The organism is Kocuria sp. KKT182 (assembly GCF_055635395.1).
The window spans coordinates 3643659-3667573 of sequence record NZ_CM145757.1 but is presented as its reverse complement, the minus strand read 5'-3'; the positions used below and the strand labels follow the sequence as shown (position 1 = coordinate 3667573).

Below are 23915 nucleotides of genomic sequence, written 5' to 3'. Positions count from 1 at the left end.
TTCAGTTCCCCAGCAGCGGACGCTGCCGGGCCTTGTGCTGCTGGTAGACCTCGTAGGCCTCGTTCGTGGACTCGAGGGTGGCGGTGCCCGTGACGGGCACGTCCCACCAGGACTCGGAGCTGGGCGCGTCGATCAGCGGGTCCGACTCCACGTGCACGAGTACGGGACCGGAGCCCTCGGGCACGGCCTTGGCCTCGGCCACGGCCGCCTGCAGCCGGTCGATCACGCCATCGCCGGGCTCGACCCGCAGCACGCGCACGCCGAGGGACTCGGCGTTGGTGGCGAGGTCGATCGGCAGCGTCGAGCCGTCGTCGAAGCTGTGCCGCCGCCCGTCGAGGTAGCGGTACTTCGTGCCGAAGCGCTGGGACCCCAGCTGCTCCGAGAGCGCGCCGATCGAGGCGTAGCCGTGGTTCTGGATCAGCACCACCACGAGCTTGAGCCCCTCGGCCACGGCCGTGACGAGCTCGGTGTGCATCATCAGGTAGGAGCCGTCCCCGACCATGACGACGACGTCGCGCGCGTCCTGCGGCGTCCCGGCCCGCTGGGCCTCGGCCACGGCGGCCCGCTTGACCCCGAGCCCGCCGGCGATCTCGTAGCCCATGCAGGAGAACGCGTACTCGACGTGGTAGCCGAAGGCGTCCTTGACCCGCCACATCTTGTGCAGGTCACCGGGCAGCGAGCCCGCCGCGCACACGACGACGTCGCGGTCGTCCATGGCCTCGTTGACGGCCCCGATGATCTCGTTCTGGCTGGGCAGCGGCAGGTGCCGCTCGGAGAACGCCGCATCCACGGTGGCGTCCCAGCGCTGCTTCTCCCGCTCGACGGTCTCGGCGAGGTCCGCACCGACCCGGTACCCGCCGAGCGCCCTCGTCAGTTCGACGAGCGTCTTGCGGGCGTCGGCGACGACCGGCACGGCGGTGCCCTGCTTGTAGGCGTCGAACGCCGCGACGTTGATGTTGACGAAGCGCACGTCCGGGTGCTGGAACGCGGTGCGGGACGCGGTGGTGAAGTCCTCGTACCGGGTGCCGATGCCGATCACCAGGTCGGCCTCGGCGACCACGGCGTTGGAGGCCGTGGAGCCGGTGGAGCCGACGGCCCCGAGGCACAGCGGGTGGTCCCAGTCCATGACCCCCACGCCCGCCTGGGTGTAGGTCACAGGGATCCCGGTGGTCTCGGCGAACTCGGCCAGCGCCTCGGTGGCGAAGGAGTAGTGCACCCCGCCGCCGGCGATGACCACGGGCCGCTCGGCCGCGCGGATCGCCGCGACGGCCGCGCGGACGTCCTCCTCCTCGGGCGCCGGCCGGCGGATCCGCCACTCCCGGGGGGCGAGGAACTCCTCGGGCACCTCGAGCGGCTCGGCCTGCACGTCCTGCGGGAGCGCGATCGTCACGGCGCCGGTCTCGGCCGGGTCGGTGAGCACCCGCATGCCGTTGAGCAGCGCCGAGAAGAGCTGCTCCGGCCGCCAGACGCGGTCGAAGTAGCGGCTGACCGGCCGGAAGACGTCGTTGACGGTGATGTCGTTGGCGTCGGGCCGCTCGAGCTGCTGGAGCACCGGGTCCGGGCGCCGGGAGGCGAACTGGTCCGAGGGGAACAGCAGCGCGGGCAGCCGGTTCGTGGTGGCCAGGGCGGCGCCGGTCACCATGTTGGTGGCACCGGGGCCGATCGAGGTGGACACCGCGAAGGTGGCCCGGCGCCGGGTGTGCCGGGCGTAGCCGACGGCCTGGTGCACCTGGGCCTGCTCGTTGCGGCCCTGGTAGTAGGGCATCAGGGCGGGGTCCTGGGCCTGGTACTGCTTCAGGGCCTGGCCCACCCCGGCCACGTTGCCGTGGCCGAAGATGCCGAACATGCCCGGGATCGTGCGCTGCCGGTACTCCTCGGCACCGATCCGGTCGACGGTCCACTGGTTGGCCAGGAACTCCACGAGCGCCTGGGAGACGGAGAGGGTGCGGGTCCTCATCGGGCGGCTCCTTCCTCGACGGTGTGCCCCTTGAGCAGGGACGCGGCGGTGGCCACGGCGCCGGCGACGTCGCCGTCCTCGGGGTAGAGGAGGGTGCGTCCGACGGTCAGGCCCTGGACGCCGGGCAGCGCGAGGGCGGCCTCCCAGGTCGCGAAGACCTCGTCGGGCCGGCTGCTCGGGTCGCCGCCCAGCAGGACCGTGGGCAGGGTGGTGGCCGCCATGACGCGCTCCATGTCCTCGACCACGGGCAGCTTCATCCACGTGTGCGCGGAGGTTCCCCCGAGCCCCTGGGCGATCGCCACGGACTGGATCACGGCGTCGGCGGAGAGGTCGTTGACGATGCCGGTGCCGGTGATCCGGGAGATGAACGGCTCCACCATCGCGATGAGCCCCAGGGCGGCCAGGGAGTCCACCGCCCTGGCGGTGTTCTCCAGGACGGAGGTGGTGTGCGGGTCCTCGAAGCAGATGCGGGTGAGCATCTTGCCGCCGTCGGCGCCGATCCGGTCCAGGGCCTCGGCCGTGTGCCCCGTGAAGCGGTCGTCGATCTCGTTGACGAGGCCGGGCAGACCGCCGCGGTTCATGGAGCCGAAGACGAGCTTGCCCTCGAGCGCCCCGAGCAGCAGCAGGTCGTCCAGCACGTCCGGGGAGGCGAGCACGCCGTCCACCTGGGGGTCCGCCAGGGCGATCTGCAGCCGGTCGAGCAGGCTGCGCCGGTCGGCCATGGCGTCGGCCTCGCCGCGCACCCGCAGGGCGCCGCGGGCCGCGTGGTCCGCGGCGACGACGAAGTTCTGCCGCCCGTGCACGGGTCCGGGGTGACGACGGCGGGAGTCGGCGGCGCGCTGGACGGCGCGCGGGTCCTCCAGCCGGACCCGGGTCAGGTGCTCGTAGCGGCGGGGGTCCGCCGTGTCGAGCTCGAGGGGGGTGGTCGTGGTCATCGGGTGGCTCCTTCGGGTACGGCGCGGCCGCGCTCGCGCAGCAGCTGGAAGACCTCGGCGGGGGTGGGCATGGCGTCGGAGCAGGAGATCTTCGAGGCCACGATCGCGCCGGAGGCGTTGGCGTAGTCGAGGACCTGCTCGAGGCTCCAGCCCTGGTTGATGCCGTGGCAGAAGGCCCCGCCGAAGGAGTCGCCGGCGCCGAGGCCGTTGACGGTCTCCACCGGGACGGGGGCCGAGACCACGCGCTCGTCGCGGGTCTTGGCCATGACCCCCTCGGGGCCGAGCTTGACGACGGCGATCCGCACGCCGGCCTCCAGCAACCGGTCGGCCTGCTCGTCGGGGGTGCCCTCCCCCACGGCCACCGCGCACTCCTTGTCGTTGCCGATGGCGATGGTCACGTGGCCGAGCAGCTCGTGGACCTGCGCGCGGGCGTCCTCCTCGGACTCCCAGAACATGGGCCGGTAGTCGAGGTCCAGGATCGTGTGCTGGTCGGCCCGCAGCTGCTCGCGGGGACGGGCCTCGTGGGCGGCGAAGTGGGCCGCCCGGGACGGCTCCTGGCACAGACCCGTGACGGTGGACCACAGGATCCGCGTGTCGGCCACGACCTCGGTGTCGATCTCCTCGGGCCGGATCTGCAGGTCCGGGGCCGTGGGGAAGCGTCCGTAGAAGTACAGCGGGAAGTCCTCGGGCGGGCGGATCGCGCAGAACGTGGCGGGGGTCTGCAGCCCCGGCACGGCGCTCACGAACCGGTCGTCCACGCCGTAGCGGGTGAGCTCGCGGTGCAGGAAGGTGGCGAACGGGTCGTCGCCGGTGCGGGTGATCACCGCGGTGGACTCGCCGTGGCGGGCCGCGGCGACCGCCACGTTGGAGGGCGAACCGCCGAGGTACTTGCGGAACGTGGTCACGTCCTCGAGTCCGACGCCGATGTCGTCGGGGTAGATGTCGACGCTGATGCGTCCCAGGGTCACGACGTCGTAGCTCACGCGTGGGCCTCCGTCCTCTGCTCGGTGTGCTGCGGGGTGCCGGCGGCGGCCTTCCGGGCCGCCTCGGCGCGCTCGGTCATCTGCTCCAGCTGGTAGCGGGAGACCTCCATCGCGCTCTCGTCCTCGGCGAAGACCGAGGAGACCATCACGGAGTCCGCCCGGTCGACGAAGCCGTTGGTGGCGAGGCCGCCGAAGAACTCGTCCCAGTCGACGTCGCCGTCGCCGATCTTCAGGTGCTGGTGCACCCGGGCCGCGTTGCCCGGGGGGTTGGTGATGTAGCGCAGCCCGTGCGAGCGGTGGTGGTCCATCGTGTCCGCCACGTGCACCACGCGCAGGCGGTCGCCCACCGCGGCCATGATGTCCAGGGGCGCGTCCTCCATGTGGAAGGTGTGCGGGGCCACGTAGGCGAAGCCGAGGTTCGGGGAGTTCACGCCCCGGATCACCCGCCACGCGGCCAGGCCCTGCTCCACGAAGTCGTCGGGGTGCGGGTCGATCGCGATGTGCACGCCCTCCGCCTCGACGAGCGGCAGCAGCTCCTCCATGGAGCGGTAGAACGCGCGCTCGGACTCCTCGGACAGCTCGGGCCGGCCGGAGAACTCGGTGTTCATCTGCTGCACCCCGAGGTCCACCGTCATCCGGACGGCGCGCTTCCAGTACCGCACGGCGGCCTCACGGGCGTCGGGGTCCGGGGAGGACCAGCGCAGCACGGGCAGCACGGAGGCGATCTGCACCCCGGCGGCGCGGCAGGCCGCCCGCAGGTCCGCGACGAGCCGGTCGTCGGCCTTGGGGTGGCCGAAGAAGGGCAGGAAGTCCGCGTGCGGCGTGAGCTGCAGGTGGTCGTAGCCCAGGTCCGCCGCGAGCTGCGGGAACTCGAGCAGGGAGTGGGTGGAGTGGAACGGGGTGGGATCGAGGGCGATCTTCATGGGCGGATCTCCAGGTCTGTGGTGCGCGGACGGGTCAGCGGACGCGGGTGCGGGAGCCGCAGCCCAGCAGGTAGGAGCGCGTGCGGGTGGCGATGGGCAGCGGGACGTCGAAGGAGGAGACGGGGTACATGTCCTGCTCGACGATGCCGAAGACCGGCCGCTCCAGCTTCTCCACCTCTGCGATGACCTCCGCGAGGTCCGGCAGACCGGCGGGCGGCTCGACCATGACACCGGCGAGGTTGGCCGCGGCCCAGGTCAGGTTCTCCCGGCGCACGCGTTCGAGGACCACGGGGTCGATCTGCTTCAGGTGCAGGTAGCCGATCCGCTCGGGGTAGCGGCGGATGAGGTCCACGGAGGACGCTCCCCCGTACTCGGCGTGGCCGGTGTCCAGGCAGAGGGTGACCAGCTCGGGGTCGGTGCGCTGCAGGAAGGTCTCGATGTCGGGCTGGCCGCACACGTGGGAGTCGGCGTGGGAGTGGAACTGCTGCTGCAGACCGAAGTCCTCCCGCAGCACCTTCCCCAGCCGGTCGTGGCCCTCGCACAGCGCGTTCCACTGCTCGGTGCTCAGGTGCTCGTTCTCGAGCGCCTGGCCCGTCACGTCGTCCCGCCACATGGCCGGGATCACCACGATGTGCTCGCCGCCCATGGCTGCGGTCAGCTCGGCGACCTTCCGCGCGGGCTCCCACGCCTCCTGCCACTGGCCGGCGCCGCGGTGGAACGCCGTGAAGACGGTGCCCGCCGAGACCTTCAGGTTGCGCTGGGCGAGCTCGTCGGCGAGCCGGGCGGGGTCCGTGGGCAGGTAGCCGTAGGGACCCAGCTCGATCCAGGAGTAGCCCGCCTCGGCGACCTCGTCGAGGAAGCGCTCCCAGGGGGTCTGCTTCGGGTCGTCGGCGAACCACACGCCCCAGGAGTCGGGGGCGGTGCCGATGAGGACGGGGTTCTGCTGCTGTGCCGCCGCGCCGGCGGTCGTGGAGGTCGCGCTCTGCTGCGCCATGGTGACCTGCTTTCTGGTGCTGGACCGGCGTCACGGTGCGGATCCCGTGCGCCCGGCCGATCAGTGGTCCGGATCACAACCAGAATACGACATCAGGTCAGTTTGTAAAGACATACCGTCTAACTGCGCGCCGGGCGATCCCCGACACCCGGTTCGGGGCCACGGAAGGGGCGAAGGGACGCCCATCAGGTCTTTTCTTTGTTGTAATGTCTTGACATACTTTCGAGCACGGTGGAACAGTCGTCCACCACGTGTCATCCACCGGAAGGACCCACCCGTGCCCCTCGTGCGCATCGACGTCACCGAAGACCGTCGAACCCCCGAACAGCTCCGCGAGCTCGCCGACACCGTCCAGGACGTCATGCTCGACACCTTCGCGGCCCCGCCCCGCGACCGCTACCAGATCATCACCGAGCACCGGCCCGGCCAGATCATCGCCGAGGACACCGGGCTCGGCCTCACCCGCACCGACGACCTCGTCATCGTCCAGGTCGTCCAGCAGGGCCGCAGCGAGGCCCAGAAGCAGGCCATGTACCGGGCCCTGGCCGACCGCCTCCGCGCACGCACCGGGCTGGACCCGCAGGACCTCATCGTCTCCGTCACCGAGAACACCCGCGAGGACTGGTCCTTCGGCGAGGGCGTCGCGCAGTTCCTCGAAGGCCGGCTCTGACCCCTCGGCCGGCTCGGCGCACGGGAAAGGCCCCGTCCACGGTGTTCGCGGACGGGGCCTTTCCCGGGTGCTGGGTCGACGGGCCGGAGCCCGCCGGATCACTTCGTCTCGAAGATCTCCCGCATCAGCTGGGCGGTCTCGGACGGGGTCTTGCCGACCTTCACGCCCGCGGCCTCGAGGGCCTCCTTCTTGGCCTGCGCCGTGCCCGAGGAGCCGGAGACGATGGCGCCGGCGTGGCCCATGGTCTTGCCCTCGGGAGCGGTGAAGCCGGCGACGTAGCCGACGACCGGCTTGGAGACGTTCGCCTTGATGAAGTCCGCGGCGCGCTCCTCGGCGTCGCCGCCGATCTCGCCGATCATCACGATGGCCTCGGTCTCGGGGTCCGCCTCGAACGCCTCGAGGGCGTCGATGTGGGTGGTGCCGATGACCGGGTCGCCGCCGATTCCGATGGCGGTGGTGAAGCCGATGTCGCGCAGCTCGTACATCATCTGGTAGGTCAGGGTGCCGGACTTGGAGACCAGGCCGATCTTGCCCTTGCCGGTGATGTTCGCCGGGGTGATGCCGACGAGCGACTCGCCCGGGGTGATGATGCCGGGGCAGTTCGGGCCGATGATGCGGGTGGTCTGCTGGCCGTCCGCACCGGTCCTCGACTTCGCGTAGGCCCAGAACTCGGCGGAGTCCTGCACCGGGATGCCCTCGGTGATGACGACCACCAGCGGGACCGAGGCGTCGATGGCCTCGATCACGGCGTCCTTCGTGAAGGCCGGCGGCACGAAGACGATCGACACGTCCGCGCCGGTCTTCTCGACGGCCTCGGCGACGGTGCCGAAGACCGGCAGCTCGACGCTGTTGCCGTCCTTGTCCTGGTGGGCCACGGTGGTGCCGGCCTTGCGGGCGTTGACGCCGCCCATGACCTGCGTCCCCGCCGCGAGCATGCGGCCGGTGTGCTTGGTGCCCTCGCCGCCGGTGATGCCCTGAACGATGACCTTGGAGTCCTTGTTCAAAAAGATTGACATTGCTGTTCGTTCCTTAGAAGTGTTCGTCCGGTCGGCGGATCAGTTGGCGGCGTGGGCGAGCTCGGCGGCCTTGTCCGCGCCCTCGTCCATGGTCTCGGCGAGGGTGACGAGCGGGTGGTTGGCGCCGGCCAGGATGCGCCGGCCCTCCTCGACGTTGTTGCCGTCCAGGCGGACCACGAGCGGCTTGTCCTCCTCGTCCCCGAGGATCTCGAGGGCCTTCACGATGCCGTTGGCCACGGCGTCGCACGCGGTGATGCCGCCGAAGACGTTGACGAACACGGACTTCACCTGCGGGTCGTTGAGGATCACGTCCAGGCCGGCGGCCATGACCGCGGCCGAGGCCCCGCCGCCGATGTCCAGGAAGTTGGCCGGCTTGACGTTTCCGTGCTTCTCGCCGGCGTAGGCGACGACGTCCAGGGTGGACATCACCAGGCCCGCGCCGTTGCCGATGATGCCGACCTCGCCGTCGAGCTTGACGTAGTTGAGGTCGTGCTCCTTGGCCTTCTCCTCGAGGGGGTCGGCGCTGGACTTGTCGGCGAGGGAGGCGTGCTCCGGCTGGCGGAACTCCGCGTTCTCGTCGAGGGTGACCTTGCCGTCGAGGGCGATGACCTGCCCGTCGCCGGTCTTCACCAGCGGGTTGACCTCGACGAGCGTGGCGTCCTCCTTCTTGAAGACGTCCCACAGCTTCACGAGCACGGGGACCACCTTCGCGGCGGTCTCGTCGTCGAACTTCGCCTCGCGGACGATCTCCTGGGCCTTGGCCTCGGTGATGCCCTCGGTCGGGACGACCTCGACGCGGGCGAGGGCCTCGGGCCGCTCGACGGCGAGCTGCTCGATCTCCACGCCGCCCTCGACGGAGCACATGGCCAGGTAGGAGCGGTTGGCGCGGTCCAGCAGGATCGAGAAGTAGTACTCCTCGGCGATGTCCGCACCCTGGGCGATCATGACGCGGTGGACGGTGTGGCCCTTGATGTCCATGCCGAGGATCTGCTGGGCGTACTCGTAGGCCTCGTCGGCGGTCTTGGCGACCTTGACGCCGCCGGCCTTGCCGCGGCCTCCGACCTTGACCTGCGCCTTCACGACGGTGACCCCGCCGATCTTCTCGGCGGCGGCCCTTGCTTCTTCGGGGGTGGTCGCGACGATGCCCTGGAGCACGGGGACGCCGTGCTTCTCGAACAGGTCGCGTGCCTGGTATTCGAACAGGTCCACGGGTGAATGCCCTTCTTCGTCGAAGTCGTGGGCGGCGGCGACCCGGGCAGTGTGCGGGTCGTCCTCCGACCTGGTGGTGAACGGAGCACTCCGCATCCTCCCGGCCGGGGCCGACAGGACGCGTCCGGGCCGTTCCGCGGAGCCGTTCCGGGCGCGGGACGTACCGGTGCACTCCCTGTACGAGACTGTAGTGCATGCTGAAACTGCGGCCACAACCGGGGACGCGCGCGTGCGGCCCGGCGATTCTTGATTGACTGGCCCCATGAGCTCTGTCGACTCCCCCGAGAACCGGGCGTTCGCCCCCGCCGATGCCGGCTTCCTCGTCTCGATCGCGACCTTCGCGTTCGTGGCCCTCGGGCTGGAGGCCGTGGTCGACGGCACGGTGCTCACCTTCACGGGCGGAATCCCCGACGTCTACCCGCTGGGCTGGCAGGTCGTCACCTGGCTGACCCTCGGCGCGGCGTGGCTCGGGATCCAGCGGGGCCTCGTGGCGTGGCTGCGCCACCGGGCGGCGGACCCCGCGGTCCCTGCGCCCTCGGACCCCTCCCCCTCGTCCGCGGTCGACCACCGGCGGACCACCACGGCCCTGGTCGTCTTCGTGCTGGCCGTCCTGCTCGGGGTGATCCTGCCCGTCTTCCTCGTGGGCGAGTGGCGCGTGCAGCCGATCCAGCTCTACCTGGACCTCTACGCGGAGTACGGCGCGGGCGCGTGGCTCGGCATGGTGGGCTTCGCCGCCTACCACGTGGGGCGGGCCCTGCTCCTCGCGCTGGTCCTGACGTGCGTGCAGCGGGCCGTGGAGCTGCGCCGGCCGGCCCCCTGGACACGGGTCGCCCCGGTGGGCGGGCTCGTCCTCGGGCTCCTGCTCGCCCTGCCCGGGCTGGTCCTGGGCGGCTGGGCCTCCGTCGCCACGGCCGTGGTCTGCTGCACGCTGCTGGGCGTGGTGCACAACCTCACCGGCAGGTCGCTGCGCTGGACGGCCCCCGCGGCCGTGGCGGTGCTGCTGTTCGTCTGACGGCGCCGACCGGGCCCTCGGTGCCGCAGGGCTCTCCGGCCCCTGCTCGGCCCGGCCTCGGGGGCGGATGTTGCGGCGATCACAAAAACTTGCCCACCGGGGTTCCTCACCCCGGTCATATGTCCTAACATAATGACATCAGGACCACTGAGACGTGCGTCACCCCTCGTGTGGCCCGTCCGCCCCGTCACCACCGTGAAGAGCGCACCGGTTGCGCCCGAGCAAAGGAACTCCCGATGGCCACCTCCTCACCCCGGGAAGCAGCCGCCGCGCTGCCTCCCCTCACGTCCGGACCGCATCGCAAGCGCCTCGGTCTCATCTCCGTCGTCGCCTGCTTCGGCGGACTGCTCTTCGGCTACGACACCGGGGTGATCAACGGCGCGCTCCGCCCGATGTCGGCCGAGCTCGGCCTCACCCCCTTCACGGAGGGCGTGGTCACCAGCTCGCTCGTCTTCGCCGCCGCCGCCGGCGCGCTGTCCGGCGGTCGCCTCTCGGACGCCTGGGGGCGCCGGAAGACCATCCTCCTGCTGGCCGTCCTCTTCTTCGTCGGCACGATGATCGTCGTCTTCACCCCCAGCTACGAGATCCTCGTGGTGGGGCGCATCTGCCTGGGCCTGGCCGTGGGCGGGGCCTCGGGCGTGGTGCCCGTCTTCCTCGCGGAACTGGCCCCCTACGAGATCCGCGGCTCGATCGCGGGCCGCAACGAGGTGGCCATCGTCATCGGCCAGCTCTCGGCGTTCGTGATCAACGCGATCATCGGCAACGTCTTCAGCGATGTCACCGGCGTGTGGCGGATCATGTTCGCGATCTCCGCCCTGCCGGCGGTGGCGCTGTTCATCGGCATGCTCCGGATGCCGGAGTCCCCGCGCTGGCTCGTCGAGAAGGGCCGGCACGCCGAAGCCCTCGAGGTGCTCAAGACGGTGCGCTCCGAAGACCGGGCGATCGCCGAGCTCGGCGAGGTCGAGCACATCACCGAGGAGGAGCGCGCCGAGAACCAGATCGGCCTGGGCGCGATCCTGACCAACAAGCACCTGGTCCGCATCATGCTCGTCGGCATCGGCCTCGGCATCGCCCAGCAGCTCACCGGCATCAACTCGATCATGTACTACGGGCAGATCGTGCTGATCGAATCGGGCTTCAGCGCGAACGCGGCCCTGATCGCCAACATCGCCCCCGGGGTCATCGCCGTGGTCGGCGGCTTCATCGCGCTCTACATGATGGACCGGCTCGACCGGCGCAAGACCTTCATGATCGGCCTCACCCTCACCACCACCTGCCACCTGCTCATCGGGATCGCCGCGATGACGCTGGACGAGGGCAACCCGCTGCGGCCCTGGGTGATCCTGGCGCTGGTGGTGGCGTTCGTGGGCTCCATGCAGACGTTCCTCAACGTCGCCGTGTGGGTGTACCTCTCCGAGGTGTTCCCCCTGCACATGCGCGGCTTCGGGATCGGCGTGTCCATCTTCGCCCTGTGGGTCGCCAACGGCGTCCTCTCGCTCTACTTCCCCTCCCTGGTCGCCGCGGTCGGCATCACCGGCACGTTCTTCCTCTTCGCCGGGGTGGGTGTGCTGGCGCTGATCTTCGTGTACACGCAGGTCCCGGAGACCAGAGGGCGCACGCTCGAGGCCCTCGAGGAGGACGTCTCGACCGGTGCGATCTACACGGTGAAGGCGAAGTCCTCCTAGGAACAGCCCGAGAGGTCAGCGGCGGGGACACCCTGTCGTGCCGAGAGCCTCCGGCCGGACGCGGTCAGGAACCACGTCCGGCCGGAGGCTCTCCGCACGTTCCGCCCCCGCCCCGCTCCCGGACGGGACCGGGGCGACGCCTGCCGGCGCGGCCTGTCCCGGGGCGCACCGGGAACCGGGGCGGCTCAGCCGACCTTCGTCAGCGGCGCGTAGCGCAGCAGCAGCCGCTTCTCGTCGGCCCCGAACCGCACCTTCGCCACGGTCTTGTCGCCGGCGCCCTCGAGGGACACCACGGTGCCCTTCCCGAACGCCGTGTGGTCCACGGTGTCGCCGACCGAGAGGCTGGGGATCTCCTTATTGGGCTGGACCCGTCCCGCCGTGGTGGCCCGGGACGGCGCCATCCGCTCGAAGGCCGCGTTCGACGCCGCGGCGGCGCCCCAGTACGAGCCCCGCATCGGGTCCCGCTGCCCGGAGCCGCCGTGCAGCGCGGAGCCCCACGACGCCGGGGCCGAGGACCCCTCGCGCTTCCAGTCGAGGAGCTCCGCCGGGATCTCGTCGAGGAACGGGCTGGCCGGGTTGTACTGGGACTGCCCCCACATGGAGCGGAACTCGGAGCGGGTGAGGTAGAGGCGCTCGCGGGCCCGGGTGAGCCCCACGTAGGCGAGCCGCCGCTCCTCCTCCATCTCCTTCTCGTCGGTGAGGGAGCGCTGGTGCGGGAACAGCCCGTGCTCCATGCCGGTCAGGAAGACCACGGGGAACTCGAGGCCCTTGGCGGTGTGCAGGGTCATGAGCGTGACCACGCCCTGGGCGCGGGCCTCGGCGACCTCCGCCGCGATCTGCTCGGCGCTCGGACCGCCCTCGGTGCCGGCGGCGGGCCGGTTCGGGATCTGGTCGGCATCGGCCACGAGGGAGACGTGCTCAAGGAACTCGGGCAGCCCGGCGTCGGGGTGGTCCCGCTCGAACTCCCGGACCACGGCCACGAGCTCCGCGAGGTTCTCGACCCGGGACTCGTCCTGGGGGTCCTGCGACTGGCGCAGCGCGGCGAGGTATCCGGACTGCTCCAGGACGGCCTCGAGGACCGTGGCGGCCCCCGAGCCCTCGGCGACCGAGGCGAGGTCGTCCATGAGCTGGACGAAGGCCTTGACCGCGTTCAGGGAGCGGGTGGCCATGCCGGGCGCCTCGTCGGCGCGGCGCAGCGCGGCCATGAAGGAGACCCGCTCACGCTCGGCGAGGGCCGCGGCGGCGCCCTCCGCACGGTCGCCGATCCCGCGCTTGGGCTCGTTGACGATCCGGCGGACGTTGATGTCGTCGTCCGGGTTCACGATCGCGCGCAGGTAGGACAGGGCGTCCTTGATCTCCTTGCGCTCGTAGAAGCGGGTGCCGCCCACCACCTTGTAGGGCAGGCCCACACGCATGAGGATCTCCTCGAGGGAGCGGGACTGCGCGTTGGTGCGGTAGAACACGGCGACGTCGCCGGGGCGGTACCCGTCCTCGTCCTGGAGACGGTCGATCTCCTCGGCGATGAAGCGGGCCTCCTCGTGCTCGTTCTCGGCGGCGTAGCCGGTGATCTTCTCGCCGCTGCCGGAAGCCGTCCACAGCCGCTTGTCCCGGCGGCCCTTGTTCTTGGCGATCACCGCGTTGGCCGCGGTGAGGATGTTCTGGGTGGACCGGTAGTTCTGCTCCAGCAGGATGGTGCGGGCCTGGGGGTAGTCCTGCTCGAAGTCGACGATGTTGCGGATGTCGGCCCCGCGGAACGCGTAGATCGACTGGTCCGAGTCGCCCACGACGGTCAGCTCGGCGGGCGGCACGGGACTCGCCCCCGGTCCGGTCCCGGCGGCGTCCGCCCCCGTCCCGACGAGCTCCCGGACCAGCGCGTACTGGGCGTGGTTGGTGTCCTGGTACTCGTCGATGAGCACGTGCCGGTACCGCCGCCGGTAGTACTCGGCGACCTGCGGGAACGCCCGGAGCATGTGCACGGTCTGGGCGATGAGGTCGTCGAAGTCCATGGCGTTGGCCGCGCGCAGCCGCTCCGTGTAGCCGCGGTAGACCTGGGCCACGGCGCTCTCGAAGGGGTCGGTCTCGGAGACCCGGGACAGGTACGTCTCGTCGTCGACGAGCTCGTTCTTCAGCGCGGAGATCCGGTGCTGGATGCTCTTGGGGGCGAAGCGCTTCGGATCGAGGTCGTGCTGCTTGGCCACGAGGGTGAGCAGCCGCAGGGAGTCGGCGGAGTCGTAGATGGAGAAGGTCGACTTCAGGCCCACGCTGGCGGCCTCCCGCCGCAGCACGCGCACGCAGAAGGAGTGGAAGGTGGAGATCGACATCGACCTCGCGGAGTCCCCCACCAGCTCCACCACGCGCTCGCGCATCTCGGCGGCGGCCTTGTTCGTGAACGTGATCGCCAGGATCTCGCCCTGGTGGGCGCGCCCGGTGGCCAGCAGGTGCGCGATCCGGTGGGTCAGCACCCGGGTCTTTCCGGAGCCGGCGCCGGCGACGATCAGCAGCGGTGAGCCGGAGTGCTCCACGGCTGCCCGCTGCGGGTCGTTGAGCCCCTCCACCAGGGCCTCGGCGGAGACGGTGCCCCGCCTCGGACGGGCGTCGGTGCCGGGGCGGGCCACGGAGGCGGAGGGCAGGAGCGGGTTGTCGAAGAGGTAGTCCATCGTGGACCCAGTCTACCGAGGCCCGGTGACAGCCGGGCCGGCCGGGGAACGGCCCTCAGACGAAGTGCAGTTCGAGCCGGTGCCGGCCGTTGTCGTCCTCGACCCACAGCTCCGAGTCGGCGACCGTGACCCGGACGGGCCGCTTCAGCTCGATGTCGTCGTCGAACTCGACGGAGCCCTCGGTCCCTCCGCCGTAGACGGTGTCGAGCTCCCGGCTGGCCGGGTCGAGGTGCCGGATGGCGTCGTTGCCGGTGTCGGCGATCACGATGGAGCCGTCGTAGAGGATCTGCAGGTCCTCGGGGTGGTCCAGCTGGGCCACGTCCGCGGGCCCGTCCGCGAACCCCGCGCCCGCCCGGCCGACCACGGTGCAGACCTGCGGGGAGCCGTCGGGCTTGTCGGTGTCGATCTCGATGCAGCGCAGGGACGAGGAGTCCCGGTCGATGAGCCACAGCGTGCCGTTGCCGTCCTCGGTGATGGAGACGGTCGCGGCGAACTTCGCCTGCGCCGCCTTCCCGTCCCGCCGCCCGGACTCGCCCGTGCCGGCGAACTCGTACAGCACGTCGGTGTACGGGTCCCAGCGGAAGAGCCGGTGCAGGGAGGGCACCGCCACGATCACGGCCGAGAGCTTGTGCGACCACACCATGTCGGCGATGGGGGCGCCTCCGAGGACGGAGCAGTCCACCGTGCGGCGCACCGTCTCGTGGTCCTTCTCGAACAGCGTCAGCACGTTGCCCTCGGTCAGCCGCATGAGCAGGCCGTCCGGGAGTCCGATGGACAGTTCCATGACCGGCACCTCCGTGTCGTCCTCGTCGAGCGCCCGGTCGTCGTCGGCCGGTCCGCCCCCCGTGCGGCCCGTCAGGGCCGGTGCGGGTGGCCCCAGCCTACCCCGCGGTCCCGGCGTTGGGCGGCGGGCGCGCGCGCCGGATAATGGGGGCATGGGACTGACACGCGCACAGAAGGCACGCAAGCACGGCGGCACCGCGGCACCCCCGGGACCGGCCCGGGGCACCCGCCTGCACGAGGCGGCTCCCGGTGAGCTCCGCCCCGAGCCCACGAGGTCGAGCTCGGGCCTCGTGGTGGGCGTGGCCATGTCCGTCTCGGCGCTCCTGTGGCTCTGGGTGCACGCCGGGGTCCTCCCCCGGTTCGGCGCCGCCGCGGCCGGCGGGCTGACCCTGCCCGAGTGGATGCCGGGCGGTTTCGACCAGGCGCACGCCCAGCGGCTCGCCGCGGCGCTGGGCGAGGAGGGACTCGCCCAGTACGAGGCGGTGCACGGCTCCTCCGGGCTGCTGGCGCCGCTGTTCGTGGGGCTGGCGTGGCTGCTGTTCGTGGCGGTCAACACGCAGTCCCGCGCCCGGCGGTGGCTGCGCTCGGCGGTGGTGCTCGGCTTCGCGGCCGTGTCCCTGGCCGGCAACGCGGCCATCGACGCCGCTCTCGCGGACCCCGGGGACGGCGCCGCCGTGACCACGGCGTCCGTGCTGGTGATCGCCCGCTGGGTGCTGCTCGTGCTGCTGCTCGCCGTGACCGGGGCCGTGGCCGTGGAGGCCCTGCGGCGCCGGTCGAGGACCGCCGGCGCCCCGCGGCAGGACCCGCGTTCCGGACAGCGGGGGTGAGCCCGGCTCCCGGTCGCGCGGAGGCCGCCCGGCCCCGCCGGTTCCGTTCCGGACAAAAGGACGCCCCGGACCGTGCGGTCCGGGGCGTCCGTGCGTGCCCCCGATTGGATTCGAACCAACGACACCGGCTTTAGGAGAGCCGTGCTCTATCCCCTGAGCTACGAGGGCGACGCGAACAGTCTAGGGGGTCCCCCGGACCCCCGCTAACCGGCCCCGTTAGGATCGGTCGCATGCCCGTCTACATCGATCCGCCGCTCTGGCCCGCCCACGGGACGCACTTCTCGCACCTGGTCTCCGGCACCTCCTACGAGGAGCTGCACGACTTCGCGGACCGGCTGGGCGTGGCCCGGCGCGCCTTCGACCGGGACCACTACGACGTGCCGGAGAACCTGTACCGGCGGGCGGTGGCCGCGGGCGCGGTGCCGGTCGACGGGCGGCAGCTCACGCGCCTGCTCGTGCGCAGCGGGCTGCGTGTCCCGGCGCGGGCGCGCCCGGACCGGATCGCCCGGGTCCTGCTGCGGCGGTGGGCCGCCCGCTTCCCGGGGCACCCGGCGCTGGGCGAGGAGCTCGTGGACCGGTGGGGCGAGCCGCACCGGCACTACCACGGTCCCGCCCACCTGCTGGCGGTGCTCGAGGCCGTCGACCTGCTGCGGCCCGGCGTCGACCTCGATCCCGACCGGTCCGCCGCCCTGGTCCTCGCCGCCTGGTTCCACGACGCCGTCTACCGGGGCCGCCCCGGAGCGGACGAACGGGAGTCGGCGGAGCTGGCCCGCACCCGGCTGGGCGCCGCCGGCTTCGCCGCGCCGCTCGTGGCGGAGGTCGAGCGGCTCGTCCTGCTCACCCTCGGGCACCGGGTCCCCGAGGGGGACGCCGCCGGACGGGTGCTCCTGGACGCCGACCTCTCCGTGCTCGGCGCGGACCCGGACGGGTACGCCGCCTACGCGGCGGGCGTGCGGAAGGAGTACGCGCACGTGCCCGGACCGGAGTTCGCCCGGGCCCGGCTGGAGGTGCTGGAGGACCTCCGGGGCCGGTATCCGCTGTTCCGGACCGCCGCGGCGCAGGACCGGTGGGGTCCGGCGGCGGCCCGCAACCTCGACGAGGAGATCGACCGGCTGCGCGCGGCCGCCGAGGAGTCCCCGGCCGCTCCCCCGGCGGACGCCGAGGTGCTGACCATCACCGCCGTGTGCCTGCAGGACGACGACGGGGCGCTGCTGACGGTGCGCAAGCGGGGCACGGAGCGCTTCATGCTGGTGGGCGGCAAGCTCGACCCGGGCGAGTCCCCGGCGGCCGCCGCCGTGCGGGAGACCGCGGAGGAGGTCGGGCTGCGGCTGGACGCCGCCCAGCTGCGCCCGCTCGGGGTGTTCGTGGCGCCGGCCGCGAACGAGGCGGGCACGTGGGTGCGGTGCACCGTGTTCACGGCACCTCTCACGGGGCGGCCGGTGCCGCTCGCGGAGATCGAGGAGCTGCGCTGGCAGCCCGTCGACGAGGACTCCCCCGGCGCGCTGCCCGCGGACCTGGCCCCGCTGCTGCGGGAGCACGTCATTCCGGCGCTGCGCCGCGCTCCCGGCGGTCCTCGGTCACGGCCGCAGCGTGCCGCCTCCGGTGGAGCAGGATCCCGGTGATCAGGCCGAGCACGATCCCGATGCCCCCGAACACCGAGAGCCACATCGCGGCGTGCCCCACGAACGCGGCGACGACGAAGCCGGCCACGATGCCGGGCACCGCGCCGCCGATCATGCCGTAGGCCATGTAGGCGTACTCGCGATCCAGGCTCGTGCGGGCGTTGCGGCTGAAGTCGGTGGACATGGGCCCAGTCTATCGGCCGCCGGCGGGGCGCCGTGGTGGCCGGCGCGGTGGGCGGCGGGACGACAGCGGGTGCGCGGTTCCCGTCTGGCCGACCAGGAACCGCGCACCCGAAGCGGTGCTCTCGCGTGCGGTCAGCGCACGCGGACGTAGACGGGGCCGGAGCCCACGTTGACGCTGTCGATGACGGTCGTGCCGCCGTTCCAGCCGCCGTGGACGGCCTTGCCGCCACCGATGTAGACGCCGATGTGGGCCGCACCCATGCCGCCGTCGGCGTAGTAGACGAGGTCGCCCGGCTGCGCCTGGCCGGCGGAGACCTGCGTGCCGAGGCTCAGGTAGGAGGCCGGCCAGCCGTGGTGGTTGATGCCGGCGGCGCGCAGCGCGTTGGTGACGAGCGCGGTGCAGTCCTGGCCCACGCCGAGCTGGCCCATGGCGGCGGAGGAGATGGTCGCGCCCTTGCCGGAGGCCGAGCTCTGCGGGGTGACGGTGCGCTGGGCGGCCGGAGCGGCCTGCACGGCCGGCTTCGGGGCGGGCGCGGCGGCGGGCTTCGGGGCCGGAGCCGCCTGCACGGCCGGCTTCGGCGCGGCGACCGGTGCGGGCTTCGGGGCCGGCTTCGGGGCCGGCGCGGCGGCGGGCTTCGGGGCCGGAGCCGCCTGCACGGCCGGCTTCGGGGCGGCGACCGGTGCGGGCGCGGCGGCGGCCTTCGGCGCCGGAGCGGCCACGGCGGGAGCCGCGACGACCGGGGTCTCGACCTTCTGCCGCTCGGCCTTCTTCTCGACCTTCTTCTCGGACTTCCGGTCGGACTCGACCTTCTGCACGTGGGCGACGGGCTCGAGGGACACGGCGGGCGCCGCGGCGGGGGTGGCCGCGGCCACGGCGGACAGCGGGGCGTCGGCGGAGGCGTCCTGGGCCGGAGCGGCCTGCACGGAGACGGTGGTGGCGAGGGCCAGCCCGGAGAAGGCGGCCACGGCGGCCACGGTGCGGGCCTTGCCGGAGAAGAGCGAGCCGATGCCGTTCGAGGAGGTCAGATCACGGGTCATGAGGAGTTCAGACGACTTTCTTTCGGAGCCGGGCCTGCCGGAGGGCGCGGGTGACAGCACGGATCGCCCCGGGCAGTGCGCGGGGTGGGCCGGTGTCCGGCAGGGGTGCGTTCCGGGATCGGGAACGACGGCCGGCGAGCGGAGGAGGGGGCGCCGTCCGGTCGGACAGCAGGCACCGCCGGGAACCGGGAGAGCGGTTCTCGGCGTGCGGGGTGGGGGGGTGATCGGGTGCCGCCCGCGACGAGCGGGGTCGTCGCGGGCGGCGGACCGGATCAGAAGGTGTAGTAGCCGTCCAGCTGCATGGCGTTGACGGAGTGGACCTGGGTGCCCTGGGTCGGGTTGAGGGCGGAGATCATCTTGCCGCCGCCGATGTAGATGCCCACGTGGGCGCCGCCGTTCTGCGAGACGAGGTCACCGGGCTGCGGGTTGGCGGTGGGGGTGCCCGCCGCGAACTGGGACCAGGTGGTCCGGGGCAGGTCGATGCCGTTCTGGGCGAAGACCCACTGGGTGAAGCCGGAGCAGTCCCAGGCGCCGTAGGCGGTGCCGCCGTAGACGTAGCCCGCACCCTGCGCGGACATCGCGGTGCCCACGACGCCGCCGGCGGCCGGGGCGATCTCGGTGGTGGCGGTGGACTGCGGGGTGACGCTCGAGGTGGCGGCGGTCTGCTGCGGGGCCGGGGCCGGGGCCTCGTAGGCGGGAGCGGCGGGCTGCGCGGCGACCGGGGCCTGGTAGGTGTACGAGGAGTACTCGGCCAGCGAGGCGGAGGCCGGGGCCGAGTAGGCCGCGCCGGTCTCGACGGGAGCCTGGGCGAAGGCCTGGGCCGGGGCGACGGAGCCGATCATCGCGGCGCCGGCAGCGGCGGCGATGGTGGTGTTGCGCACGACGTGCGAGGTGGTCTCGGCACGGTGGCGGGCAGCGTTCAGCGTGAAAAGCGACATGGTTGAGTTCCTCCCTTTGCCTACGAGGTGAGCTGTCGGATTCGGGTGGGAGACACCCGGCCGCAGAACGCACGCGCTCTGACGACTTAACCCCAAGGACCCGGATCACCGGGACCGAAAGTGGTTCCCCCGCTTCTGCCAAGCAGTTTCTGTGTAGAGGCCACGGGCACCGGCAGAATTCGGCGATGTGCTCCGAGGGCGCCGATCCGACCAGTGATCGGCACGCGTTGAACAGTACATGACAGATTACGGAAGTGTCACGTTTTGATCACGACAGATAACAGCCGGACAACGCCGCGGGTCTCAATGAGTAGCTATTGAGAGGAAAGGTCGAATCAATTCGCACCTGTGACGAGCTGTGCAGTGTCTTCGAGCGCCCTGGGAATCCGCCTGTCACCAGGGAAGCCGCGCCTCCGGGGTCCGGCTCGGGCCGGACTGGCCGAAAGTGGCTTGTGAACGTCCCCACACCCGGGAAGAACCGTTCGCCGCCCCGCTCCGGGAGACGGCGGCGCCTCAGGGAGCGAGGACGCGGATGGCCGCGGCGGTGCGCAGGTCGATCTCCGCGGACCGCCCCGTGGCCGCCACCTCGATGCGCACGATCTGACCGTCCACCCGGGCCGTGACCTCCGCCCCGGTGAGCACTCCCACGTCGCTCAGCACGCCCAGGAGGTCCGCGTCCGCCTGGACCACCTCCGGCAGCAGCGCCACGGTGTGCGACCCGTCCGGGTCGTGGCGGGCGGCGTCGAGCAGGGAGGGGTGCGCCGCTGCGGGGCTCTCTTCGACCCCGAGGGCGGCCAGACCGGGGATCGGCGTGCCGTACGGCGAGTACCGGGGGCTGTGCAGCAGGTCCACGAGCCGCCGCTCGACCTGCTCGCTCATCACGTGCTCCCACCGGCACGCCTCGTCGTGCACCTGGGCGAGGTCCAGGCCGATGACGTCGGCGAGCAGCCGCTCCGCCAGCCGGTGCTTGCGCATCACCTGCACCGCACGCTCACGGCCGGCAGGGGTGAGCAGCAGCGACCGGTCCTGGCCCACCGTCAGCAGCCCGTCCCGCTCCATCCTGGACACCGTCTGCGAGACCGTGGGCCCGGAGTGGTCGAGGCGCTCGACGATCCGCGCCCGCATCGGCGTGATCCCCTCCTCCTCGAGCTCGAGGACGGTCCGCAGGTACATCTCCGTGGTGTCGATCAGGTCGCTCATGCCTCAGTCATCCTTCGTCCGGCCGTCCCGGCCCGGGGATCCCGCCCGGTCCGGTCTTCCCGCACGAGCTTAGTGCGCGAGCCCTCCGGCCGCCCGGAGGGAGGAGGCGCCCGCGGGGCCCGCCGTCCGCGGGTGGGGCAGAATGGGCCGAGTCGCGAACGGCGCGAGCGGCCTCCGCGGCGGCCGTGCCCGTCGCGCACCACCCGCCGCACGTCACCCACGAGGGAGCGCCCGTTGCCCGCACACGTCACCATCCCCCAGCACCTGCTGCCCGCCGACGGCCGCTTCGGCGCCGGCCCCTCCAAGATCCGCCCGGCACAGGTCGAGGCCGTGTCGCGCGCCGGGGCCGGCCTGCTCGGCACCTCCCACCGCCAGGCGCCGGTGCAGGAGCTCGTGGGCTCGGTGCGGGAGGGCCTCGCGCAGTTCCTCGGCCTGCCCGCCGGCCACGAGGTGCTCCTGGGCCTGGGCGGGGCCACCGCGTTCTGGGACGCCGCCGCGTTCGGGCTGGTCGAGCGGAGGGCCCAGCACCTGGTGTTCGGGGAGTTCGGCGCGAAGTTCGCCCAGGCCACCGACGGCGCACCGTTCCTGGAGCCCTCCTCGATCGTGGAGTCCGCCCCCGGCACCCGCCCGGAGGCCCGGGCGGAGGAGGGCGTGGACGTCTACGCGTGGCCCCAGAACGAGACCTCCACCGGTGTCGCCGCGCCCGTGCACCGGCCCTCCGGGATCGCGGACGACGCGCTGGTGCTGGTGGACGCGACCTCGGCCGCCGGGGGGATGGCCGCGGAGGTGGCCGCGGCGGACGTCTACTACTTCTCCCCGCAGAAGAACTTCGGCTCGGACGGCGGACTGTGGCTGGGCGCGTTCTCCCCCGCGGCGATCGAGCGGATCGAGCGGATCGGCGCCTCCGGGCGGTGGATCCCCGACTTCCTGCAGCTGACCACGGCGCTGGAGAACTCCCGGAAGAACCAGACCTACAACACCCCGGCCCTGGCCACGCTGGTGATGCTCGACGAGCAGGTCCGCTGGCTCAACGACCAGGGCGGCATGACCTGGGCCGCGGCCCGCACGAAGGCCTCCTCGGACCTGGTCTACGGGTGGGCCGAGGCCTCGTCCTTCGCGTCCCCGTTCGTGGCCCGCCCCGAGGACCGCTCCACCGTGATCACCACCGTGGACTTCGACGCCGCCGTGGACGCGGCCGCCGTCGCGGCGGTCCTGCGCGCCCACGGCGTGGTCGACGTCGAGCCCTACCGCAAGCTGGGGCGCAACCAGCTGCGGATCGCCACGTTCGTCTCCATCGAGCCCGACGACGTCGCCCGGCTGCTGGCCTGCGTGGACCACGTCGTCGAGCAGCTCCGCGGAGGAGCCGGGCGCTAGCCGGAGTTCTCGGGCGCGGAGCGCTCCGCGCGCAGCCGCAGCCAGACGACGAAGCCCACCAGGGCCCCGCCGAGTCCCGCCGCCACGGCGACCCCCATGCCCCAGCGCGCCCCGAGGGCGTCGGTGATCCAGCCGACGACCGGCGCCCCGATCGGGGTGCCGCCCATGAAGATGGCCATGTAGAGGCTCATGACGCGCCCGCGCATCACCGGCGAGGTGGTGGACTGCACGTACGCGTTGGCGGTGGTCATGATGGTCAGGGAGGACAGCCCGCAGGGGACCAGCCACAGCGCGAACAGCGGCAGGGTGGGCGCCGTCGCCGCGCCCAGGCAACTGAGGGCGAAGACGGCGCTGCCCCCGTAGACGTAGCGCAGCCGGGCGCTGCGGCGCCGGGCCGAGAGCAGGGCCCCGGCCACCGTGCCGACCGCGAGCACCGAGTTGAGCAGCCCGAAGGTCTCCGAGCCCCGGCCGAACTCGGGTCCGGCCATGGCGGCCAGGAAGACCGCGAAGTTCAGCCCGAAGGTGCCGATGAGGAAGATTGTGACCAGCACCGCCACGATGTCGGGGCGGCCGGCCACATAGGCCAGCCCCTCCCGGATCTGGCCCCGCCCCCGGCCGGAGCGCGGCATCCCGCGCAGCTCGTCGGCGCGGATCGCCAGGACGGCGGCGAGCATCGCGCCGAAGGTCAGCGTGTTGAGGAGGAACACCCAGCCCGAGCCGATGGCGGCCACGAGCACGCCGGCCACGGCGGGCCCGATCATCCGTGCGGCGTTGAACGAGGTCGCGTTCAGGGCCACGGCGTTGGAGAGGTATGCGTCGTCGACCATCTCCGAGACGAAGGTCTGGCGCACGGGGGCGTCGAGGGTGGAGACGACGCCCAGGGCGAGGGCGAAGCCGTAGACGTGCCACAGGGTGGCCGCGTCGGCCAGGACCAGCGCCCCCAGGCCGGCCGCCAGCACCGCCATGGCCGTCTGGGTCCACAGCAGCAGGCGCCGCCGGTCGAGCCGGTCCGCGAGCACGCCGGCCCAGGGCGCGAGGAAGAGCTGGGGCAGGAACTGCAGGGCCGTCACCACGCCCATGGCGGTGGCGTCGTGGTCCGAGAGCTCGTCGAAGACCAGCCACGACTGGGCCGTGCGCTGCATCCACGTGCCGATGTTGGACACGAGCGCGCCCAGGAACCACAGCCGGTAGTTGCGGAACCGGAAGGACCGGAACATCCCGCGCGCGGGCTCCGGGGCCTCGTCCGTCCTCGCGGTCCCCGGCGGGACGGTCAGAGCTCCTCGCCCTCCTGCGGCGGGACCGGCCTGTCCTCGGCCCGGTCACCGGACGCCGGCTCGCCGTCGGAGGCGCCGCCGGAGCCCTCGGGCCCGCCGGCCGCCGCGGTCTCCCCGGCCTCGTCCTCGGCCCGGTCCTGCTCCTCCTGGGCCTTCTCCTCGGCGCTGACGCGGGCGGACCACGGGACCCACTCGGGCGCCAGCAGGGCATCCTCCCCCGGCAGCAGGCCGACCTCGCAGACCGTCACCGCCTTGCTGCGCGGGGCGCGGGCCAGGCTCGCGAACCAGTTCCAGCCCCGGTACCCGGGCAGGGTGCACTCGAAGTGGTGGACGACCAGCCGGTCCTCCTCCACCGTCACCCGGTGACCGCCGCCGATCTGCGAGGGCTCCGCGATCTGCTCCACCCCGGCGCGAGCCGTGGCGACGTCGGCCACGAGCAGGGGGTCCTGCTTCGGGGCCCGGCGACGGCGGGGCGCCGCCGCCACCGGTGCCGCCTGCTCGGGCGCCGGCGGCACGGCCTCGGCGGGCGCGTCCTGGACGGTCTCCTCGGTCACTGCTGGTCTCCCTCGGGTGGGTGCCGGCGGGGGCCGGCGGGTGGTTGCTCGGGATCGGTGGACGGCAACGGCGCGGCGGCC

At 72.5% G+C, this 23915-nt stretch carries 21 protein-coding genes, 1 tRNA gene and 1 riboswitch; of the genes, 6 read left to right on the top strand and 16 right to left on the bottom strand.

Annotation, left to right across the window (positions count from 1 at the left end; translation table 11 throughout):
* Position 1: 1 nt before the first annotated feature.
* The 5 genes from iolD to ACZ2G1_RS16995 are packed head-to-tail and all read right to left on the bottom strand — an operon-like array spanning position 2 to position 5792.
* Entirely contained in the window at positions 2-1957 is a 1956-nt protein-coding gene (gene iolD / locus ACZ2G1_RS17015) for a 3D-(3,5/4)-trihydroxycyclohexane-1,2-dione acylhydrolase (decyclizing) (RefSeq protein ID WP_470377187.1), read from the bottom strand.
* Positions 1954-2892, bottom strand: a complete 939-nt coding sequence (locus tag ACZ2G1_RS17010) for a Cgl0159 family (beta/alpha)8-fold protein (RefSeq protein ID WP_109222525.1) — start codon at positions 2890-2892, stop codon at positions 1954-1956. Before ACZ2G1_RS17010 ends, iolD begins: the two co-directional genes overlap by 4 nt.
* Positions 2889-3875 carry a 5-dehydro-2-deoxygluconokinase gene (gene iolC / locus ACZ2G1_RS17005; protein ID WP_035926933.1) on the bottom strand — a complete coding sequence of 329 codons (987 nt, stop codon included), beginning with the start codon at positions 3873-3875 and terminating at the stop codon, positions 2889-2891. The genes ACZ2G1_RS17010 and iolC overlap by 4 nt, the downstream gene beginning before the upstream one ends.
* Positions 3872-4798, bottom strand: coding sequence for a sugar phosphate isomerase/epimerase family protein (locus ACZ2G1_RS17000; protein WP_470377186.1), 927 nt, complete (start codon positions 4796-4798; stop codon positions 3872-3874). Before ACZ2G1_RS17000 ends, iolC begins: the two co-directional genes overlap by 4 nt.
* Positions 4799-4832: 34 nt before the next feature.
* Positions 4833-5792 carry a sugar phosphate isomerase/epimerase family protein gene (locus ACZ2G1_RS16995; RefSeq protein WP_017832725.1) on the bottom strand — a complete coding sequence of 320 codons (960 nt, stop codon included), beginning with the start codon at positions 5790-5792 and terminating at the stop codon, positions 4833-4835.
* Between the two features lie 277 nt (positions 5793-6069).
* On the opposite strand from ACZ2G1_RS16995, the gene ACZ2G1_RS16990 reads away from it, so the two are divergent.
* Positions 6070-6462, top strand: coding sequence for a tautomerase family protein (locus tag ACZ2G1_RS16990; protein ID WP_368796561.1), 393 nt, complete (start codon positions 6070-6072; stop codon positions 6460-6462).
* A gap of 98 nt (positions 6463-6560) precedes the next feature.
* Here ACZ2G1_RS16990 and sucD read toward each other — a convergent pair whose 3' ends face one another.
* Together sucD and sucC are read right to left on the bottom strand one after the other, a co-directional pair.
* Entirely contained in the window at positions 6561-7478 is a 918-nt protein-coding gene (gene sucD, locus ACZ2G1_RS16985) for a succinate--CoA ligase subunit alpha (protein ID WP_126349893.1), read from the bottom strand.
* Between the two features lie 39 nt (positions 7479-7517).
* A complete protein-coding gene (sucC, locus tag ACZ2G1_RS16980) occupies positions 7518-8687 on the bottom strand; it encodes an ADP-forming succinate--CoA ligase subunit beta (protein ID WP_470377737.1) in 1170 nt (389 codons plus the stop codon).
* 262 nt (positions 8688-8949) lie between these two features.
* On the opposite strand from sucC, the gene ACZ2G1_RS16975 reads away from it, so the two are divergent.
* Together ACZ2G1_RS16975 and ACZ2G1_RS16970 are read left to right on the top strand one after the other, a co-directional pair.
* Positions 8950-9699, top strand: coding sequence for a hypothetical protein (locus ACZ2G1_RS16975; protein ID WP_426120337.1), 750 nt, complete (start codon positions 8950-8952; stop codon positions 9697-9699).
* A gap of 236 nt (positions 9700-9935) precedes the next feature.
* Positions 9936-11384, top strand: a complete 1449-nt coding sequence (locus ACZ2G1_RS16970) for a sugar porter family MFS transporter (protein WP_426120336.1) — start codon at positions 9936-9938, stop codon at positions 11382-11384.
* Between the two features lie 185 nt (positions 11385-11569).
* Here ACZ2G1_RS16970 and pcrA read toward each other — a convergent pair whose 3' ends face one another.
* Together pcrA and ACZ2G1_RS16960 are read right to left on the bottom strand one after the other, a co-directional pair.
* Positions 11570-14041, bottom strand: coding sequence for a DNA helicase PcrA (pcrA, locus tag ACZ2G1_RS16965; protein ID WP_470377185.1), 2472 nt, complete (start codon positions 14039-14041; stop codon positions 11570-11572).
* A gap of 55 nt (positions 14042-14096) precedes the next feature.
* Positions 14097-14825, bottom strand: coding sequence for an NHL repeat-containing protein (locus tag ACZ2G1_RS16960; RefSeq protein WP_109222567.1), 729 nt, complete (start codon positions 14823-14825; stop codon positions 14097-14099).
* A gap of 151 nt (positions 14826-14976) precedes the next feature.
* Here ACZ2G1_RS16960 and ACZ2G1_RS16955 point away from each other — a divergent pair, with 151 nt between their 5' ends.
* The gene (locus tag ACZ2G1_RS16955) at positions 14977-15651 is read left to right on the top strand and encodes a hypothetical protein (RefSeq protein WP_109222520.1); all 675 of its coding nucleotides are present in this window, start codon (positions 14977-14979) and stop codon (positions 15649-15651) included.
* Positions 15652-15746: 95 nt separating this feature from the next.
* Here ACZ2G1_RS16955 and ACZ2G1_RS16950 read toward each other — a convergent pair.
* Positions 15747-15819: transfer RNA gene (locus tag ACZ2G1_RS16950), tRNA-Arg, on the bottom strand.
* A gap of 62 nt (positions 15820-15881) precedes the next feature.
* Here ACZ2G1_RS16950 and ACZ2G1_RS16945 point away from each other — a divergent pair.
* The gene (locus ACZ2G1_RS16945; RefSeq protein WP_470377184.1) at positions 15882-17273 is read left to right on the top strand and encodes a DUF4031 domain-containing protein; all 1392 of its coding nucleotides are present in this window, start codon (positions 15882-15884) and stop codon (positions 17271-17273) included.
* On the opposite strand, the gene ACZ2G1_RS16940 is transcribed toward ACZ2G1_RS16945, so the two are convergent.
* The 4 genes from ACZ2G1_RS16940 to ACZ2G1_RS16925 all read right to left on the bottom strand — a co-directional run bounded on the left by ACZ2G1_RS16940 (position 17191) and on the right by ACZ2G1_RS16925 (position 20632).
* Positions 17191-17457 (bottom strand): hypothetical protein, encoded by a 267-nt coding sequence (locus ACZ2G1_RS16940; RefSeq protein WP_035926916.1) that lies wholly within the window; start codon positions 17455-17457, stop codon positions 17191-17193. The two genes, ACZ2G1_RS16945 and ACZ2G1_RS16940, sit on opposite strands and share 83 nt — an antisense overlap.
* Positions 17458-17588: 131 nt before the next feature.
* Positions 17589-18494 carry a C40 family peptidase gene (locus ACZ2G1_RS16935; protein ID WP_144836492.1) on the bottom strand — a complete coding sequence of 302 codons (906 nt, stop codon included), beginning with the start codon at positions 18492-18494 and terminating at the stop codon, positions 17589-17591.
* A gap of 272 nt (positions 18495-18766) precedes the next feature.
* Positions 18767-19432 (bottom strand): C40 family peptidase, encoded by a 666-nt coding sequence (locus ACZ2G1_RS16930; RefSeq protein WP_035926910.1) that lies wholly within the window; start codon positions 19430-19432, stop codon positions 18767-18769.
* A 5-nt stretch (positions 19433-19437) separates the two neighbouring features.
* Positions 19438-19587: riboswitch (cyclic di-AMP (ydaO/yuaA leader) on the bottom strand.
* A gap of 358 nt (positions 19588-19945) precedes the next feature.
* Positions 19946-20632, bottom strand: a complete 687-nt coding sequence (locus ACZ2G1_RS16925) for a metal-dependent transcriptional regulator (protein ID WP_017832738.1) — start codon at positions 20630-20632, stop codon at positions 19946-19948.
* Between the two features lie 234 nt (positions 20633-20866).
* On the opposite strand from ACZ2G1_RS16925, the gene serC reads away from it, so the two are divergent.
* Positions 20867-22006 (top strand): phosphoserine transaminase, encoded by a 1140-nt coding sequence (gene serC, locus ACZ2G1_RS16920; protein ID WP_284562641.1) that lies wholly within the window; start codon positions 20867-20869, stop codon positions 22004-22006.
* On the opposite strand, the gene ACZ2G1_RS16915 is transcribed toward serC, so the two are convergent.
* Entirely contained in the window at positions 22003-23223 is a 1221-nt protein-coding gene (locus ACZ2G1_RS16915; protein WP_017832740.1) for an MFS transporter, read from the bottom strand. The two genes, serC and ACZ2G1_RS16915, sit on opposite strands and share 4 nt — an antisense overlap.
* A gap of 53 nt (positions 23224-23276) precedes the next feature.
* Positions 23277-23834, bottom strand: a complete 558-nt coding sequence (locus tag ACZ2G1_RS16910) for a DUF3027 domain-containing protein (protein WP_470377183.1) — start codon at positions 23832-23834, stop codon at positions 23277-23279.
* Positions 23835-23915 lie beyond the last annotated feature (81 nt).

What these genes read in the sequence shown, in the direction of transcription:
- ACZ2G1_RS16955 (WP_109222520.1), top strand. Translation starts at nt 14,977, where the DNA reads ATGGGACTGACACGCGCACAGAAGGCACGCAAGCACGGCGGCACCGCG.
- ACZ2G1_RS16960 (WP_109222567.1), bottom strand. Translation starts at nt 14,825, where the DNA reads ATGGAACTGTCCATCGGACTCCCGGACGGCCTGCTCATGCGGCTGACC.
- ACZ2G1_RS16915 (WP_017832740.1), bottom strand. Translation starts at nt 23,223, where the DNA reads ATGTTCCGGTCCTTCCGGTTCCGCAACTACCGGCTGTGGTTCCTGGGC.
- iolD (WP_470377187.1), bottom strand. Translation starts at nt 1,957, where the DNA reads ATGAGGACCCGCACCCTCTCCGTCTCCCAGGCGCTCGTGGAGTTCCTG.
- ACZ2G1_RS17010 (WP_109222525.1), bottom strand. Translation starts at nt 2,892, where the DNA reads ATGACCACGACCACCCCCCTCGAGCTCGACACGGCGGACCCCCGCCGC.
- ACZ2G1_RS16975 (WP_426120337.1), top strand. Translation starts at nt 8,950, where the DNA reads ATGAGCTCTGTCGACTCCCCCGAGAACCGGGCGTTCGCCCCCGCCGAT.
- ACZ2G1_RS17000 (WP_470377186.1), bottom strand. Translation starts at nt 4,798, where the DNA reads ATGAAGATCGCCCTCGATCCCACCCCGTTCCACTCCACCCACTCCCTG.
- ACZ2G1_RS16930 (WP_035926910.1), bottom strand. Translation starts at nt 19,432, where the DNA reads ATGTCGCTTTTCACGCTGAACGCTGCCCGCCACCGTGCCGAGACCACC.
- ACZ2G1_RS16925 (WP_017832738.1), bottom strand. Translation starts at nt 20,632, where the DNA reads ATGAGCGACCTGATCGACACCACGGAGATGTACCTGCGGACCGTCCTC.
- ACZ2G1_RS16995 (WP_017832725.1), bottom strand. Translation starts at nt 5,792, where the DNA reads ATGGCGCAGCAGAGCGCGACCTCCACGACCGCCGGCGCGGCGGCACAG.
- ACZ2G1_RS16940 (WP_035926916.1), bottom strand. Translation starts at nt 17,457, where the DNA reads ATGTCCACCGACTTCAGCCGCAACGCCCGCACGAGCCTGGATCGCGAG.
- sucD (WP_126349893.1), bottom strand. Translation starts at nt 7,478, where the DNA reads ATGTCAATCTTTTTGAACAAGGACTCCAAGGTCATCGTTCAGGGCATC.
- ACZ2G1_RS16970 (WP_426120336.1), top strand. Translation starts at nt 9,936, where the DNA reads ATGGCCACCTCCTCACCCCGGGAAGCAGCCGCCGCGCTGCCTCCCCTC.
- ACZ2G1_RS16945 (WP_470377184.1), top strand. Translation starts at nt 15,882, where the DNA reads ATGCCCGTCTACATCGATCCGCCGCTCTGGCCCGCCCACGGGACGCAC.
- pcrA (WP_470377185.1), bottom strand. Translation starts at nt 14,041, where the DNA reads ATGGACTACCTCTTCGACAACCCGCTCCTGCCCTCCGCCTCCGTGGCC.
- ACZ2G1_RS16935 (WP_144836492.1), bottom strand. Translation starts at nt 18,494, where the DNA reads ATGACCCGTGATCTGACCTCCTCGAACGGCATCGGCTCGCTCTTCTCC.